15 protein-coding genes are annotated in these 16,202 nt (G+C 64.8%); 11 read left to right on the forward strand and 4 right to left on the reverse strand.

The genetic code is table 11. From position 1 onward, the window contains the following. Nucleotides 1-11: 11 nt before the first annotated feature. The 5 genes from E0500_RS18780 to E0500_RS18800 all read left to right on the forward strand — a co-directional run bounded on the left by E0500_RS18780 (nt 12) and on the right by E0500_RS18800 (nt 5,545). Complete coding sequence (locus tag E0500_RS18780; RefSeq protein WP_131562173.1) at nt 12-362, forward strand: hypothetical protein; 351 nt, start codon at nt 12-14, stop codon at nt 360-362. A 29-nt stretch (nt 363-391) separates the two neighbouring features. Beyond that, nucleotides 392-1,843, forward strand: a complete 1,452-nt coding sequence (locus E0500_RS18785) for a hypothetical protein (RefSeq protein ID WP_181587048.1) — start codon at nt 392-394, stop codon at nt 1,841-1,843. 125 nt (nt 1,844-1,968) lie between these two features. Continuing rightward, nucleotides 1,969-3,108, forward strand: a complete 1,140-nt coding sequence (gene mycP, locus E0500_RS18790; protein WP_309505099.1) for a type VII secretion-associated serine protease mycosin — start codon at nt 1,969-1,971, stop codon at nt 3,106-3,108. Nucleotides 3,109-3,968: 860 nt separating this feature from the next. Continuing rightward, nucleotides 3,969-4,112 carry a hypothetical protein gene (locus E0500_RS18795; protein WP_165934945.1) on the forward strand — a complete coding sequence of 48 codons (144 nt, stop codon included), beginning with the start codon at nt 3,969-3,971 and terminating at the stop codon, nt 4,110-4,112. Nucleotides 4,113-4,141: 29 nt separating this feature from the next. Next, nucleotides 4,142-5,545, forward strand: a complete 1,404-nt coding sequence (locus tag E0500_RS18800; protein ID WP_131562169.1) for a hypothetical protein — start codon at nt 4,142-4,144, stop codon at nt 5,543-5,545. Between the two features lie 1,131 nt (nt 5,546-6,676). Here E0500_RS18800 and E0500_RS18805 read toward each other — a convergent pair. Continuing rightward, nucleotides 6,677-7,030, reverse strand: coding sequence for a DUF4333 domain-containing protein (locus E0500_RS18805; RefSeq protein ID WP_131562167.1), 354 nt, complete (start codon nt 7,028-7,030; stop codon nt 6,677-6,679). Nucleotides 7,031-7,678: 648 nt separating this feature from the next. Between E0500_RS18805 and E0500_RS18810 the strand changes: the two genes are divergently transcribed. After that, nucleotides 7,679-8,404, forward strand: a complete 726-nt coding sequence (locus E0500_RS18810; protein WP_131562165.1) for a hypothetical protein — start codon at nt 7,679-7,681, stop codon at nt 8,402-8,404. Nucleotides 8,405-8,466: 62 nt separating this feature from the next. On the opposite strand, the gene E0500_RS18815 is transcribed toward E0500_RS18810, so the two are convergent. The 3 genes from E0500_RS18815 to E0500_RS18825 are packed head-to-tail and all read right to left on the reverse strand — an operon-like array spanning nt 8,467 to nt 10,638. Then, nucleotides 8,467-8,979 (reverse strand): hypothetical protein, encoded by a 513-nt coding sequence (locus tag E0500_RS18815; protein WP_181587049.1) that lies wholly within the window; start codon nt 8,977-8,979, stop codon nt 8,467-8,469. A 35-nt stretch (nt 8,980-9,014) separates the two neighbouring features. After that, nucleotides 9,015-10,316, reverse strand: a complete 1,302-nt coding sequence (locus E0500_RS18820; protein ID WP_131562163.1) for a putative T7SS-secreted protein — start codon at nt 10,314-10,316, stop codon at nt 9,015-9,017. 19 nt (nt 10,317-10,335) lie between these two features. Continuing rightward, the gene (locus E0500_RS18825) at nt 10,336-10,638 is read right to left on the reverse strand and encodes a hypothetical protein (protein WP_131562161.1); all 303 of its coding nucleotides are present in this window, start codon (nt 10,636-10,638) and stop codon (nt 10,336-10,338) included. 889 nt (nt 10,639-11,527) lie between these two features. On the opposite strand from E0500_RS18825, the gene E0500_RS18830 reads away from it, so the two are divergent. From E0500_RS18830 to E0500_RS18850, 5 genes are all read left to right on the forward strand, one after another. Continuing rightward, entirely contained in the window at nt 11,528-12,238 is a 711-nt protein-coding gene (locus tag E0500_RS18830) for a hypothetical protein (RefSeq protein ID WP_131562159.1), read from the forward strand. Next, the gene (locus tag E0500_RS18835; protein WP_131562157.1) at nt 12,235-13,398 is read left to right on the forward strand and encodes a S8 family serine peptidase; all 1,164 of its coding nucleotides are present in this window, start codon (nt 12,235-12,237) and stop codon (nt 13,396-13,398) included. Before E0500_RS18830 ends, E0500_RS18835 begins: the two co-directional genes overlap by 4 nt. Before the next feature lie 457 nt (nt 13,399-13,855). After that, a complete protein-coding gene (locus E0500_RS18840) occupies nt 13,856-14,185 on the forward strand; it encodes a hypothetical protein (RefSeq protein WP_131562155.1) in 330 nt (109 codons plus the stop codon). Continuing rightward, nucleotides 14,185-15,426 (forward strand): putative T7SS-secreted protein, encoded by a 1,242-nt coding sequence (locus E0500_RS18845; protein ID WP_131562153.1) that lies wholly within the window; start codon nt 14,185-14,187, stop codon nt 15,424-15,426. Before E0500_RS18840 ends, E0500_RS18845 begins: the two co-directional genes overlap by 1 nt. Before the next feature lie 28 nt (nt 15,427-15,454). Beyond that, nucleotides 15,455-16,165, forward strand: coding sequence for a hypothetical protein (locus tag E0500_RS18850; protein ID WP_131562151.1), 711 nt, complete (start codon nt 15,455-15,457; stop codon nt 16,163-16,165). The last annotated feature ends 37 nt before the right edge of the window (nt 16,166-16,202 follow it).

Raw genomic sequence — 16,202 nt, forward strand, 5'->3', positions numbered from 1 at the left:
GACAACGGGGTATGAGCGACGGAATGCGGGTCGATCTGAGCGCGCTGGATGAGGTCATCCGCAAGCTCTGGACGTTGCTGGACGACATGGACAAGGCTGGGCAGACGTCGCGGTACAACACGGAGATCCCGATGGACGCCTTCGGGAACACCTGCACGTTCCTTGAGGCGGGTGATCTCCATGCTGCCCACAACGACGCGAAGACCCAGCTTGAGAGCGCGATCGAGGGACTTCACGGTCTGATCGACAAGTTCGGCACGAGCACTTCCAAGGTGAAAGACAAGTACACCGAGCAGGAGTACGCGAACAAGCAGCAAATGGGTGGTAGTTCCGGGGGCTCGAACGGTGATTGGGCCAAGTAGACCGATCGAGGATCACCTACAGAGGGGAAGTGTTCAAAATGGCCGGTGACAAAGATCCGTCAAAGCCAGTCCTCGAGCAAGAGACGTGCGCTGTCGGGCGTCCTCAAACCAAGACTCAATTCATCGACTACTCGCTCAAAGAGCTCAAGCAGATGCTTGAGGGTACCAACCCGGGGGCGATCGAGGAGGTCGGCCGCCACTGGGGCAAGGTCAACGAAATCCTCGCCGCTGGTGAGGGAGGCGGGATCGCTGGCTTGCTCGACAAGGCGGTCGACAATGTTCTGGAGCACTGGGACGGTGAAGCATCCAGAAGTTTCACGAAGAAGGCTCGCGAAATCTCGCAGAGCCTTCGAAACGCAGCTTGGCATGCGGACCTCAACAGCTCGCAGATGACCGATGCTGGCTCACAGTTGCGTAGGTTCAAGGAGCAACTGGACGCCATCAAGGAACCCAGCACCCTGGACAAGATCGGTGATGGTCTCACCGACTGGAAGTGGGACAACGGCGAAGCAGTAGCTAGTGATCTCCGTGAAGGAAATCTGACGGCCGCTCAGATCGCGGAGAAGAATGAAGGCAAGATCGGCGCCAGCCGAGAAGCCCAGCTCAACGGTGTTGCCGTCATGGAGAACCTGGGCGCTCAGTACGCGCGGATCACCCGCAACTTGAAAAACAACGAGGTAGTCCAAGAGCCCCCCGGCCATGTCAAGGAGCCAAACCGGGAAGTGGAGTACCCGCCGCCAGTCACCCCGGTCGGCGTTGGTGCCTCGCGACCAAGCGTTTCGGGATCTGGTAGTAAGCCGTGGAGCGCGGGTCCGACCACCAGCGTCAAGCCAGCACCCCCTGTGCCCCGTGACCCGGGCGTTACGGGAGGCTCGCAGCTGCCGACAACCAAGACGAAGGTGGACAGTATTTCCCCCGGCTTGACGGGGACTGGCCCTAGCACGGGCACCGCTGGAGTGAGCGGCGGTGGCGGCGGAGTTGGCACCGGTGGAGCTCAGGGACAGGGCATCGTGGCTGCCGGCGGAACGTCCGGTCTCGGGCGCGGTGCTGCCGCACGAGGCGGCATCGGAGCTGCGGGTGGTCGCGGTGGTCTGGCCGGTGGCGGAGCGGCAACAGGCCGCGGAGCCGGAGGCCGAGCCGGTATGGGCGGCATGGGTGGCGCCGGAGCTGGCGCGGCTGGCCGAGGCGGTGCGGGCACAGGTGGTCGTGGAGCCCTCGCGAAGTCTCGTGGCGGCGTGGTCGGCGCAGCCAAGGGGGTCACGGGCAAGGGCGCTGGCGGCGGCGCGGGCTTGCACGGCAGCCGGGGCGGCACTCAGCGTGGCGCCGGGGCAGGTGGAATGACCGGTGGCATGGGCGGTCGCAACGGCCGACGGTCTGAGGAGAACAGCCAGGGGGACCGTCCCGACTACCTGGTCGAGGACGAAGAGACCTGGATTTCGGAAGAGGACCGCAACCGGAACGTGCCGCGGACCATCGAGTAGGCATAGGAGCGAGCCGCACGGCGAACCACGTGCGGCTCGCTTGCATGAAGGCTGGCGGAACCAGTCACAGTTGAGTGAGGAGCAAGGAATTGGGTTTCAAGCGATTCTGGTCCACGACGGGAGTCGTGGCACTGGCAGGAGCTTTGCTCCTCACCGCGGCCCCCACTGCCTCAGCGGACTACATTAGAGATCAACAGTGGCCTTTGAATGTATTCGCAGCAGAAGATGTTTGGGCTGAGTCTCAAGGAGAAGGCGTCACCGTTGCTGTCGTCGACTCCGGAGTGGATGCCAATCACCCTGATTTGACTGGTCAGGTCCTTGAGGGCAAAGACTTCACCGATGGTGGGAACGCCCAGGAGGATGTCCTTGGCCACGGGACAACGATGGCAGGTATCATTGCTGGCCGTGGCCACGGTGCGGGAAATTCCTCCGGTGTGATGGGTCTCGCGCCGAAAGCTAAGATTCTTCCCTTGCGTACGCTTCAAACGAATTCCGATAGGAATCTTGATGAGACATGGGGTGCTGCAGTCCGATATGCAGTAGACCGCGGCGCCAAGGTAATTAATCTCTCCTTCGCAAGCGATGGCGGCAGTAAAACTCTAAGTGCTGGCCGCGAAGCGATTGCATATGCGCAAGCTCACGATGTTGTAGTCGTGGCGGGCTCAGGTAATGATGGGTATTCTGCTGTAAGTGAACCAGCGGCGCTGCCTGGAGTCGTGTCTGTCGGCGCTGTCGATAAAGACGCTAATCTCTGGGAGAAGTCGAATGCGGGAAAGGGGCTGACGCTTACAGCTCCGGGTGTAGACATTGTTGGTGCAAATCCGACAAACCCCAGCGGGTATGGTGAGGCTAGCGGCACTTCGGATGCCACAGCCTTTGTGTCCGCCACTGCTGCCTTGATCCGCGCAAAGTACCCTGACCTCTCCGCAGGCCAAGTCATCAACCGCCTGATCAAGTCGGCCACCTTTGCGCATCACAAGGGACTGAAAGCGCCCGACGAAGAATATGGATACGGGATCGTCAGGCCGTACTCGGCACTTACGATGAATATCCCCGATGGCCCTAAGGAGAATCCTCTCGGCCAAATCTCTTCGTCTAATTCAGGGTCTTCAAATGAGGCAAGTGAGGGCAAGGACACCTCAACCCAGGCCGAAGAGGAGAACTCCTCCTCCAGCAACATCCTCGTCATCGCTGGAGGCGTCGCAGCCGTCCTCGTCGTCGGCGGAATCGCGATCGCGCTGCTACGCCGCCGCCGTCCGCAGTAGACAGCAGCCCTCCGTAGCCGGGAAATCGACAACGTCGTGAACTAGGCCAAAAGGAGAGGGATCCTCCTCCATGCTCGTTACCGTCCTTGTAGTAGGCATTATCGGCGTAGGAGCCGTAACTGCCGCAGTCGTCGCCTTTGTCGTAATCCGCAGCCGGCGCACCCCCGGCAACAGCGGCCCCGTCAGCGGAACTTACCCGCAGAACATGGGTTACCCTCCTCAGCAGCCGATGTATCCGACCGCCCAACAGCCGTACCCGAATGCTGCCCCCAGCCAGGGTTATCCCACCCCTCCGGGACAGCCCCAGCAAAACCCCAATCCCTACACCCAGCAGCCCCCTTACCAAGGCCAGTAGGGGAGTGTTCCCCGTTCATCCGGGAGGAGCTACCTCGGTGCGCAGCGATTTCGGGTGAGGACAGAGAACCACATGACCAGCCCAACGGGGCACCCGATATCGAGCAAGTGCTGAAGGCAAACAAAGAGGGCATGGGCGAGGCATGTCACAAGGCGCCGTGCTCTCGGCCTGGTCCTGATCGTGCTGTCATTCGCGGTGCATGCAGTGGCGGTCCGGATTTCTTTGGTCACGGGCAGATGATCTTGCCGTGGCTGGCGCGTTCATGGCGTCGGAGCCGTGCTGGACACCGCGTTCACCGGGCTGAGCCCGCATCAATTCGGTGCGTTGATCGCGACGGTTGCGACGGGATGGTGCCCCCCGGTCCGCAAGGGCTGTCCTTGAGTCTGGGGCTGGAGGGGCGAGCGAGGGTAGCGGCGATCAGGCGACGCCCGACACCGGAGCCGATACCGAGGGGCTGACACAGGAGCAGCGGAACGCGCTTCGCGACAAGGCTACGAACAGCCGAGTGTGCACAGAGACAACCACGGCCGGAAACCGGCTCAAAGAGGCGGACAGCATCGAGGACGACCTCGACGAGGGGCAGCAGACGACGGCCCAACAACTCCGCGAGCACAGAAAGAACACGAGTCTGGTGGACGACTTCGGATGAACGGTTCGGACGGAACGAGAACAGGTGCCATGAACGACGGCGGCCTTCGCATGCTCGGTCCGGCCATTTTCCTGGGCAAGGTGGTGGCCTGGGTGGCGTGCCTCCTGATGACGGTGCTCCTCGGGTGCTGGCTCTTCCTGGTGAAGTCCACGCTGCGGGACGCTCTAGTGCTGGGCTGCGCGGTCGTACTCGCTGTCCTTGCCGTCTCAGCATGGGCGTTGCGACGCGCGTCGGGCAACCCTGACTCCACGTCGGTCTATCGCGCCCTGGCCGATCGCACATCGGAAGCAGGAGAGAGCGGACCCGGGGCGCTCCCCGGGAGGTTGCGAGGCGCCTCCGCTCTGTTGAACGAAGAGGCCCTGAAGCTCTACGGCGGAGTTATGGCGCTGGTCCTCCCGCTCGCCCTTGGGGTGGGTGCGCCCACGCCCACGGGCAAGGCAGCGGAGATCGCTTCTTCGGGCGCCGTTGTGCGGGCGTTGCCGGTCGAGTCGGTGCGGGATGTCGTCAGGGACAGACACAGGAACGGCAGCACGTACTACTGCACAGTGACGGTGCTGCTGCCTCCGGCCGACGGAGCCGGGAGCGGGAGGCGCGTCGCCTTCCGGTCGCAATGGCCAGATCCCGCGGTGGTCGGCGGCAAGGCCTACGTCGCCTACGCCCCCGACCGACCCGAACTGGGAGCCGTGGGCGACAACGACAGGGCCGATGTCGACCGTCAACTCTCCGGTCGTACCATGAGCAACTGGTGGACCTGGATTCTGCGTTCGGGATGGCTGTTTCTCATCGGGGTACTCTTCTTCGTCTATCTCACGGGCCGTAGGGACCAGCAATTTCCTCGGAGGCTGCGCGGAAACGAACGCGTGCTGCGGGCGAGCATTTCCGGGTACGACGGTCATGGGGCGGGGAAGGCACACATCTGCCTGGATACCTCCAAGGGCCCCGTGAAGCTGCACGTGCATGGGGACAATGCCAGGTACGTGGACACGGTGGGGCGTGCGGAAGGCCATCTGGTCTGGGCGCCGGACCGCAACCGGCACGGAGGCCGGAAGGGGCCGCATCGTACGGGCGCGGTGTTCATCAGCGATGCCGGCTGGTTCATCCCGGGCGGGCTTGCCCCAGAGTATGAGGAGTCCGCGAGGGCGAAAGCTGGTCACCAGGCTTCTGTCGGCTCAACAGGCGAAAGGCGGCTGCTCGACCTCGACGGCGGCTGGATCCTCAGCATCCCGAACCGGCTGATGAACGTCCTCCTGCTCTGGACGCTCTGCGTCGTGGCGCTCGCGCTTCCCGTTCCCTCGGCGACTTGGCGCCTGGTCGTCGGAATCGCCGGCACGGTCGGTCTTCTGGTGTATGGCCTGTACGTAGTCGTGAGCCAGGACCCGGCGGCGCAGGGGCAGTTGAGCAGCGGGCAGGGGGCCAGGGGGGCTGCTCCGTAACATCGCCCAGCGGCCCGGCGTGAGAGGTTGCTCCGCTCAAGCCGAGCCGTGGGCCCGGCATATGTCAGCACTGCCCATACGTGCGTGGTGTCCGTGCAGCGGAATCGGCTCTCCTCCGGGTCCACGAGTACGCCTGCCCCCTTCGTGGCGGCCCCTGGCATGAGGGTGCGGGAGCGCCGTGCCAGAAAACCGGCTTCGACTCGGAGCCCGCGACGCCGAGGTGATTGTTCACAGCCGGACGCTCCTTGCGAGTTCAGCGATATCGGTGCCGAAGGTCCCCAGCGCGCCTGGCGCGCCGGATAGGGCGACTCCCGCCTTGGTGCCCTCCGCGACGTCGTGACTGATGCCGTCATTCGGAAGGCCACTTCTTCCGGCCCCACACCGGCATTAGCCGAGTCGACGCGCATCCTGAACAGACCGTCGCCGGGCGGGAGTTGTCCGTCGCTGTTGTCGCGCCGTCGGTCTTGCCGTCACACCGCGGTCGTGTTCGACGTGCGGGTGCCTCCCAGTCGCGAGATCATCCTGGTGACAGGCAGGCAGCGAGTCGGCATCCACCAGACACCAGTCGGCGGGGCGCTCAGGTCTGGGCGGACTATCGCAGCATCCGCTTCCTCCTCGACGGGCATCGGGTCACTACGGTCCACTCCCGGCTACGGCCGGTGGACATCGCCCACCTGGCCATGCGCTATGGTGCCCGTCCGGCCCGCTCTCGAGCCCACATCGGTCGCCCTGCCTTGATCCGGCAGCGACACGGTCATCCTCGCCGCCGGGTTGAGGTCGACCGCAAGGTCCTTCGCGACGGGATCGTCCGCCCTGGTGGGGCCGCTACCGGGTCGGGCTCACCCTCTCCAGTCGCACGATCACCCTCCGACTGGACGGGCGCCTCATGCACGCCACATCTTCAGCGGCGCCGCGACGGTCGAGTTCGCGGCTACCGAGTTCGTCGATCTCCAAGAGGTCGACACGGCCAACCGGGCGTTGGTCCTGCCGAGTTGCCTATCGCCTGCCGCTTCGACCAGCACCTTCACCAGGGCTGCCGCGGTGGTGTTACGGAAGCGGCAGCTGGCCAGCTCGTGATCTCGATGTACGCGATCCTCGCTCGCGCGGGAGCAGGTCGGCAAGGTCCGCTTGTCAGTTCGCAGCCGGGGAAGCCGTGTCGTCGGCCTTGATGTCGAAGTTGATCTTGTCTCCGTCGACGGAGGAAACGGTGACCGTCACGCCCAGGGTGCTGCCGTCGTCTGCTGTGAGTGTGCAACGGGTGGTGGTGCCAACCTTCCCGGTGAGGTCGTTGGGGCAGGTGACGTCGGGCTTCGGCTGGCCCGTCGTGGCGGCAAGCTTCTCGGCGACAGTGGTGGATAGCTTGTCCGCAGACAGTTTCGGCTCGGCCTTTTCAACGTTGACCGAGGCCGAGCAGCCGACGAGCAACGCGCCGACGGCTACGGCCGAGAGGCCGCAAGTTGCTCCGAACAAGCGAGCTGTGGCCATGATGGATTCCATTTCGTGTGATCAAGATAGTCAAGGTGTCGGGAGCACGCCCGACAGAACTGCTCCAGACTTGAGCCGGATCAGTAAACCCTGCCAGCACGGCAAGCCCCGGGAGTGCCCCTCGCTGCGCTCAGGAGATGGCATGCGTCAGCACAACTAAATATCAGGCCGCTCTGTGTAACTGACGGTGCATCGTGATCCCTTCACTTTGCCTGCGGCCGGTCTTCACCTATGAAGGGCAGATGGAAGTCAGTCGCTGACTGTGAGGGCAACCCGAGATCGAGCTACGCCCCCCCCACAACCGCACCGCGCCGCACCGCACCGCGCCGGCCAGGCGCTCGCCTTGAGCAAAAACGCCGTTGCTCGCTGGGCGGTCCGAGCGGCTTGGCGCAGAACGCGCCCCTGGCCACACGGATGGTGGAGCTTGAGCCCCTGTGAACTACCTCGGCGACAACTCGAACCTTCCGGAAGGGGTTCATGGCAGGTCAGTTCTCATCAGGGACTTCACGCACGTCTGCGCCAGGGCCTCGCGGCCGTTACGCTTCGCCGCAGGATGCCGCTGAGGGGCTCTCAGGTATCCACGTATTTTCCGCGATCAGGATTCCCCCTGTTCTATTTGCAGTCGCATGTCCGCGATAATCTTGGGTCATGGAGCTGCTGGTAGGGATCCTCGTCAAGGTGTTGCTCTTCGCTGTCATCGCGGGCATGTTCACCTTGGTGATCACCATGTCCGTGCGCGGACGCAGGCAGGATGCACGGATCAGGAATGAATGGGAGCAGATTGCCCAGATCGCTCCGGAACGTGGCTGGACGTACCATCCCTGTACGCGAGGGCAGATCGATCAGTATGGCGGTATGGGCCCCATCCTCTATAAGGGTGAGAATCAGGCCGCCTGGCACTACACCACAGGAGAGTTCCGGGGCCGTCCCTTCACGTACTTCGAGTACCGCTACAAACGGTCCACGGTGGACGGTGACGTCAACGACTTTGGGGAGCACAGGCGTCTCGTCATCAAGGCAGTCTTCATCGTCACAGCGCCTGGCTCGGGGTCGTATATGGAGATCCTTCGCAGGAACAAGCTGGGGGCGGTGCTGGACGGGCGGCCCGGAAAGCGGGTCGGGATACCGGAGTTCGACAAGGAATTCAAGGTCCTTGCCAAGGACGAGGCATTTTTCCGGAACGCCCTCAGCGGTGGTGTAGTGCCCTTCATAGTCGCAGACCCCCGGGCCAAGAAGTCCCCACTTCGGTTCCGCGACAACGAACTGATCACGTGGTACACGGGCGCCCTGTCACCACAGACCGTCGACGAAAAGTTGAACTACTTGTGCGATGTGCTCGACCGGATTCCGGCCCAGGCCTGGACTGCTGCCTGAGCAACCAGAATGCCCCTTGCCCCGGAGTGAAAGGTTTGCGGGGCAAGGGGCATTCGGTTTGGCTACGCCGGAGATTCCTCGGCCGGGCGTACTGTCCTGATGAACTCCTTGAAGTCCTCGATGACCTGGTCGAGTTGGCTCGGCTTCGCGGTGAGGACGAGTTCGATGACGACGCGCTTCGACGGGTCCTTGACGTCCTCCATGCCGAGGTAGACCTGGCTCTGGAGCAGTACCAGAGGTTCTCCCCTCAGGGTGGTGGAGAGTCGGAGGTTCTGCACCACGCCAGGGGCATCCGTCAGACCCGGGGCGTCCGGGGTACCCACTTCGGTCTTCTTGATGACCTCTACGGGCCCTGCTTGCTGCAGCCGCCGCACCGACTCCTCGGCGATCTGCCAAATGCCCGCGCTGTCGTTGCGCATCTGCCCGGCAATGGTGATGTTCGCCGTGAATCCGTCCATGGATGCGGGATGAAGCGCGACGAAGGCCACGCCAGGCGCCCCCACCTCGTCCGGCGGGGCTGCCTGCCAGCCGTCCGGCAGTGCGAACGAGATCTTGATCGGCAACGTGGTGGTCATCGTGAATCCACTTCCTTGATGAGCGTCAACTCAGGCTAGAACCAGCTGCCGACCGTGCTGTCCCAGGCGTCTCCCACGGCGTCAGCCGCGTCACCGGCCGAGTCGATCATCTTGCCGGGATCGATGGTGATATCAACGGAGACCTTGCCGCCGATACCCAGACCGATTCCGGCCTCTCCGCCGATGGTGAACTTGCCGTCTTTCATGCCCAGGTCGGCACTGGCGGAAGCCCCCGCCCCCGCCCAGGCCTCGCCCCCGACACCGGCACCGACGCCGCCGACGTCGGCGGAGACCGACCCTGTGGCCTTGGCTCCAGCGAACGCCTCTGCCCCGGCGTGCAGTCCGTCCTTGCCGGCCGACAGGTTCGCCGAGGCCTCGGCTCCCGCAAAGGCTTTTGCCTCCGCCTGGGCTCCGGCGATGCCGTACTGCACGCTGCCGTTCGCGGACGCCTGCGCCAGGTAGGCACTGCCCGAAACGCCGGCCTGTACTCGCCCGTTGGTGACGCTGGCAGTGGCAGATCCGTCCACCCCGAGCGCCGAAACCCCTGCTGTGCCCTTCAACGTGGCGCCACCCACCGTCGTCTCGCCCGGGGGAGTGCCTGCCGACCAGGCGCTGGCCTTGCCCGACCACTCGGCGAGCTTGATGTTGACATCCGCCTTCTTGCCAGTGGCCGGATCCGCCGGATCCCCGTCCTCGGGCCCTGGAGCCTTGTCCCGGATATACCAGTTACCGTTCTCGTCTTTGCCCCACTCCTTGTCCGTGCGCCACTGGCCGTCTTCGCCTCTGGGCCGCCACCTCTCGTTCTCCCACTTCCAGTGGGTTTGGGTGGTCTTGCCGACCCCGTGCTCGTCGGCCCACTGCTTGGCGTCCACCCAGTCCCTGGCCTCTGCGAGCCAACTGGGGCTGTCGGAGGAACCCCCCGCAAGGTTGTCGAGCTTCTTGGCCAACGCCTCGGACTCGTGCTGAAGCTGTTGGCGCGCGGTCTTCAGTACCTCCTCCGCCGAATCGCGTTGCCCGCTCTCCCATTGCGCAATCGCTGTAGCGGCCTGCTGCTGCGCCCAGCTCAGCATGGAGGAATACGAGGTGACTGCCTTGGCCGCCCCCGACATCGCGTCGGAAGCGAGGTACCAGTTGGTCTTCTCTGTGGACAAGGTGGGCCAGAAGGCGTCACTTGCCTTACCCGTCCAGCCCGGTATGCGCAGGCCCTGCAGGCCGTCGCCGATTCCGTCGAACTTGTCCGACCAGTTGGTAAGGGCGGTGGTGAGTTCGCCGAGCTTCTCGACGTCTCCCGGGATGAGTTCCTTCGGGTCAGTCGTCTCCCCGAGCGCGGCTGCCATGAATACGGATTCCCCGTTCTTAACTCAAGTCCGAATTGACCGAGTTCACTGCGTCACGGATGACCTCATCCGTCGCCGCGTAGTTGTTGCTGGCCGAGTTCAGCCCCTCTGCCAGCGTCGCCGCGCAGTCGGCGAGGAACCCGGCGCCCGACTGCCACGTCGCGCAGAATGTCATCAATGCCGCGGCGGCCGAATCAACCCCGAGCGAGGAACCCTGCTTGGCCAGCGGCTCCAGGTCCACCTTTTCCACCGGCGTGAGACATTCCAGAATGTTCGAAGCGCCCTTTTTGAGGATCTCGGGGCTCACTTCGAGATCAGTCACAGCAAGATCCCTTTGTTTAACTCCGCCTGTACGCACACGCGTTGGCAACCAGCCTGCGGACACTATCACCAGGATCGGTCCCGGAGGCCTGCCCGCACTACCCCTTCACGACTCCTGTCGCGTAGTCGCGAAGCAGCACGGACACTCGGTTTCCCAACGGTGGATACTGCTGGCCCTGTTGTGAAGGAGTAGCGGAAACGGGGGATGGGTCGCGCAGGCTGTGGCGCCGATTCGGCCGGGGGGTTGAGCGTGACGTGGCGAGGGTGCGCCATCGGACGTGATCGACGCCCTGCGGGTCGAGGCCCGCACGGCTGCCTCCATCGATAAAGAGGCCAGGCCACCGGCGGACACTGTCACCGGAGCGCGAACGACGCAGCCTGCCGCCTCGTTGGCCGGGGCTCCAACGTTGCCCACAGGACCGCCCGCCGGTTTCCCCCATTCAGGCAAGAGTCAAGGCAACACGCTCGGTTGCCACGGCCTGTCGTATTCTGCGCCGAGCACGGCGCGACCGAAGCGACGAGTTGGGCGTTGCTCCAGCCGAGAAGGCGGTCGGCCGCTTCCGTAAGAAGAGTTGGTCTCTGCATGGGGGAGTAGGAAACACATGTCGTACCCGCCGCCCGGCAGCCCGGGCAGCGCGAATCCGTATGGCCAGCCGCCGCCGATGCCGGCCGCTCCACCGCCTGGTGCGGCCGTTCCGCCTCCCGGACAGGCGCCTTGGCCGGCGCAGAGTCCGCAAGGTGGCGCGAATCCGTATGGTCAGCAGCCGCCGGTGCCGGTGGCACCACCACCTGGTGCGGCCGTCCCGCCCTATGGACAGGCGCCTTGGCCGCCGCAGAACCCACAGGGCGGAGCTTCTGGACGTGGCACGGGTCGAAAGGTGTTCGGCTCGTTGCTCGGTGTCGTCGGAACGGTGCTGCTCCTCGCAGGTGGCGCGCTCACCGCGCACGCGTACAGTAATTCCCAGCAGGAGATCCGGAATTACGAGTACGGCAATGTGATGTGGCGGGACGAACCGGTGGACAAGTTCTTCCCGATCACACTCGGCGGCGCCGGTGCCTACAGCAAGCCCGACGACCCTAAGCAAGCGTTGTGGAACCGCGTGGGGATCTCACCGGAGACCGACTGCGACAAGGGCCTCACTCGCTTCACGCTCAAGGCTGCCAAGGACAACGGCTGCAAGGCAGTCCTGCGCGCCACGTACGTCGACACCACCGCGAACATGGTCGCGACGGTCGCGGTCGTGGTGCTGCCCGAGGGCCCGAACGCAGGCGGGGCGAAGGAGAAGATCTTCACGGCATACCAGGACCACCGCCTCTCGGACGGCGCTGTTACTCCGTACGCGGTGTCCGGCACTCCGGCCTCCAAGTGGAAGTCCCGCAACGGCTCCTACCTCACGACAGCCTCCGGTGAGAACCTGCCATACGTTGTAGGCGCCAGCAGCGGCTCCGTGGACGGCTACATCGCCGGCGATCTACCCGGCGAGTGGGGTGACATCGACGGCAACGACGTAGACCGCGAGTCCTGGAGCGCCAACGCCGAAAACCTCGTCGAGATCTTTCTCGTCCACATGGACCGCATGCAGATGGGAGACCCGCTGTGAGCACCCGATCCCTGCGCAATACCATCGTCACTGGTGCCGCGCTGGCGGTCCTGATGGGTATGGGGCTTTCCTGGGGTGCCGTTTCCGCGTCGGCCGCCGAGAACGCCCCGGCCGGCTGGGAGTCGGCCGCACTCGGCCTGCCGGCGGCGCACAAGGTCACCCAGGGTGAAGGCGTGACCGTGGCGGTGCTGGACAGCGGTATCAATCCGGATCACCCGGCGCTCAAGGGCCGGGTGGCCAAGGTCGGCCCCGATTTCTACGACTTGGACGGCCTCAAGCCCGGAGACGAGGGCTATGGCGAGCACGGCACAGCCATGGTCTCGGACGTCCTCAAGGTCGCTCCCAAAGCGGAGATCATCACTGCTCGAGTGATCAACGACAGCCGTGAGGAGAAGCTGGAGCGACTGGGGAACCGCGCCAATCCACTCGCGGAAGGCATCGATTTCGCGGTGGAGAACGGCGCCGACGTGATTTCGCTGTCCCTCGGCGGAGGCATGTTCGGCGAGCTGAGAGGTGAGGAGGTTGCCGCCGCCGCCCGTGCTGTGCAAAAGGGCGTCACGCTGCTGGCCAGCGCGGGCAACAGCGGAGACGAGCTCAACGATGGCAACTTTCCCGCTGGGTACGCGCCCGTGATCTCCGTTGCCGCGACCCAGCCCGGAGGAGAGCGCGCCGACTTCTCCACGGTGCGCACCCACAACACCATTGCCGCCCCCGGGGTCGGCATCATCAGCGCCGACAAGGACGGGGGCTACAAATCGGTCAATGGAACTTCCCCGGCCGGTGCGCTCGCCGCCGGTGTCACCGCGTTGCTGCTGGCTGAGAACCCGGATCTGACCCCGGCTCAGACCCGCGCGATTCTGATGCGTACGGCTGACCGTCCGGCCGGCGGGCACAACGCGCTCGTCGGTGCCGGCCAGATCAACGCTGCGGCCGCGCTGCGAGCGGCCGCCAACCCGCCGGAGATCGACACGGCGCCGAAGCCGTACAAGGGAGGCACCGAGCACTTCGCGTCACCGACCGGCACGAGCAAGATCTCCCATCCCCCCATGGAGATGGAGATGCTCGCGATCGGCCTCGGCGCAGCCGGTGGTGGCGTACTGCTCGTGGTGTGCGGCCTGCTGCTGTTCCGGACGGGAAAAAGGCAGCGAGCTGCAGCCTGAGTGGTCAGCTGAGGTTTCCCCGGTGGGGTGATCTCCCCGCGGCCTGGAGCCTCCTGGACCGCCCGTGGATATTGAATCCATCCGAGCACCAGGAGGCAGTGCAGGCGGTGCACTCGTTCGCTCGGGAGCGGCAGAACCGAATGAGCGGTGTGCATCGCCGCGATCACGACGATCAACCGGCCTGGAACCGCTTCGGCGCGGCATGCGCATGACCACCCGCCGCAGCAAGCGGGCCGGCGTAGGACGCCCTGACGACGGCTCCCGGGCGTCGACCCAGTCACACGCAGGCGGTGATCGCGTGGCGCTCCTGTGGCGGTTTTCCGTACGGCCATGAGGCCGCAGGGACTCGGTAATGAACGCCTAAAGTCAGTGCATGTATGGTGCCAGGGAGGCCTGGGTGACCACTTGAGTCGCCTGGGCCCGATGCATCCGGAGCCGAGCGGGGAGAAACCGGCCCATGGGGGACCACTTCAAGACGGACATCGGGCAACTCGAACAGTTCCTGACGAGTCTGGAGAGATGCGTCGACGAGCTGAACGAGGCGCGGTCCGCCCTTGACCACGTGCGCGCCGACCAGATCGGTACCGCCCGGCTCGATGAGGCCTGTGACAAGTTCCAGGAGGAATGGAAGTACGGGTCCGACAAGACCAAGGAAATGATCGACGCGATCAAAGAGGGCGTGCAGTCCAACAAGAAGGGCTACGAAGAGGTCGAGGAAGCCTTGGAGAAGGCCCTCAAGCAGATCGCGGACAAGAGCACCTCGGGTGGCAACGGGGGCGGTAAGTAATGGCCGCGAACCCGTACCCCAACATCGGCTGGAACCCCGTACCGGGCATCCCCACTGAGGTCACAAAGCTGCAGCAGAAGGTGGCCGCTGCCGCGACGGCGCTGGAGAACACGCACCGGCAGTTGGCGAAGCTCACCGGTGAGAGCAGCTACTGGGAGGGCGACGCTGCGGAGAAGTTCCGCGAGTCCCTTGAAGGCGACCTGCCGAAGTACATCAAGGATGCCGCCTCCTCCCTGCGTACCGCCGCGACCCAACTGCACAAGTGGGAAGGGCACCTGACCTCCAACCGGGGGCTGGCGAAGAAGTACGACGACGCGATGGCCGAGAAGCAGGCCGCAGCCGACAAGGCCAAGAGCTCGTACGACCAGGCCGCCCAGCACCCGGACCTGAAGCTCGCCAACCAGACCTTCCCCTCGCAGGAGGAGGCCGACGCCGCTACCGCGCGGCTGCGCACCGCCGAGCGGGAGTTGAACGAGGCGAACACGGCCCTCACGAAGGCCAACAACGAGTACGAGTCTCTCAACCGCAAAATTAAGGAGCTGGAGACAGAGCACACCGACGATGCCGAGATCGTTGCCAAGGCTCTGGAGGGCTCGGCGAACAAGGCCCCCGAGCCGGGCTTCTGGGAAAAGGTCGGCGACGTCCTCAAGTCCGTTGGCGCCTTCCTGGCGGAGCACGCGGGCACCATCGGCGCTATTGCCGGTCTACTTGCCCTCTTTCCCGTGCTGACCCCGATCATGGCGCCCATCGCGCTCGTGGCGAGCGCCGTGTCCATGGGCAAGAACCTCCTCGACGACAAGTTCCGGAGTGATCTGTTCGGCGGAGGCAGCGGCATGGATCAGTTCGCAGCCTGGGCCTCGCTGGCCGGTGACGCGGTCGGCATAATTCCAGGCGGGAAGGCGTTGGGCCTCGCAGCCAAGGAGGGCTTCGAAAGCGCAGCCGACGGAGCCAACATCGCTTCGAAGACCTGGGCCGGCATGAAGGGCGGGTTCTTCGGCGTCGGCCGCTCGGCGCTGGACGAAACCAACGACGCTTGGCGGGTTGCCGGTGAATCTGCCAAGGGCTCAGGGCTGCTGATGGCGGAGATCAGTGTCAACGGCCTCAATGTGGCCGCGAACGCTGTCTCCTCTGCGGAGAGCTTCGGTGCCGTGGACAAGGAAGGCACCGAGCACAACGTCGCCGAGGGCACGAAGGCCGCCGCGACGGCGCACGGCATCGCCGGATTGCTGGGCCTCCTGTGACCGGCCACGGCGAGAGTGAAGGCTACGCATGAACGTGAGTGAAGTGACCTTCGCACCGCAGGACACCCGCAAGGCGTCCTTCTGGTACGGGCTGCCCGTCGGGTATGTGTCCCTGGACCTCCATCCGCCAGCCGAGCGGCTCATGGGAATCGTCAACCAGCTCCGTGGGCTACCCGACCAGGAGCGGGACGAGGCGGACCGGGCCCTGCGCCTGTATGCGGGCATCGTCAGTCTGCTGAACACGAACCGGGTGCAGGAGTGCGCGCTCGGGGTCCATCCCGACGATTCCGGTGGTTTCACGACGTCGGTGTTCACCGTGTCGACGATGTTGACGGCGGGCAACAGCGCGAAACTCGTGGTGGCTGGCCTCGCGGGCAGCGCCGCGGACGGTCGGGACGAGGGAATGCGCCCGCTGGAGCTGCCGTGCGGTATCGGTTTCTTCTCTGAGAAGCGGTCACCTGCCCCGCGGTCGTCCCGACGGCCCGAAGCTAGCGACGCGGCCCCGAGTCACATCTGGCAGGGAACCGTCGCGGTAGCGGCACCGAGCACGCCGGAACTCATCGTCCTCCAGATGGTGACACCGAATCTCGACTCCGCCGACGCCTACCGGGACATCCTGCTCGGGATCGCCCGCACGCTGACCTTCGCCGATCCCGCACGAGCCGCGGCCGACGACGAGGACCAGGAACCGGAGGCGCTGACAGGCGCCGCCGCTGCCATGCGGAACGACTTCGGATAGCGCCAGCTGGGCTGGGGCGGATTGCAGGAGGAATAGT

The sequence above is a fragment of the Streptomyces sp. KM273126 genome, assembly GCF_004337435.2.
GTDB classification, from domain to species: Bacteria; Actinomycetota; Actinomycetes; order Streptomycetales; family Streptomycetaceae; genus Streptomyces; species Streptomyces acidicola.

Coding starts and splice junctions, on each gene's coding strand:
- E0500_RS18840 (WP_131562155.1), top strand. CDS start 13,856: ATGGGGGACCACTTCAAGACGGACATCGGGCAACTCGAACAGTTCCTG.
- E0500_RS18820 (WP_131562163.1), bottom strand. CDS start 10,316: ATGGCAGCCGCGCTCGGGGAGACGACTGACCCGAAGGAACTCATCCCG.
- E0500_RS18805 (WP_131562167.1), bottom strand. CDS start 7,030: ATGGCCACAGCTCGCTTGTTCGGAGCAACTTGCGGCCTCTCGGCCGTA.
- E0500_RS18815 (WP_181587049.1), bottom strand. CDS start 8,979: ATGACCACCACGTTGCCGATCAAGATCTCGTTCGCACTGCCGGACGGC.
- E0500_RS18800 (WP_131562169.1), top strand. CDS start 4,142: ATGAACGACGGCGGCCTTCGCATGCTCGGTCCGGCCATTTTCCTGGGC.
- E0500_RS18780 (WP_131562173.1), top strand. CDS start 12: ATGAGCGACGGAATGCGGGTCGATCTGAGCGCGCTGGATGAGGTCATC.
- E0500_RS18810 (WP_131562165.1), top strand. CDS start 7,679: ATGGAGCTGCTGGTAGGGATCCTCGTCAAGGTGTTGCTCTTCGCTGTC.
- E0500_RS18850 (WP_131562151.1), top strand. CDS start 15,455: ATGAACGTGAGTGAAGTGACCTTCGCACCGCAGGACACCCGCAAGGCG.
- E0500_RS18845 (WP_131562153.1), top strand. CDS start 14,185: ATGGCCGCGAACCCGTACCCCAACATCGGCTGGAACCCCGTACCGGGC.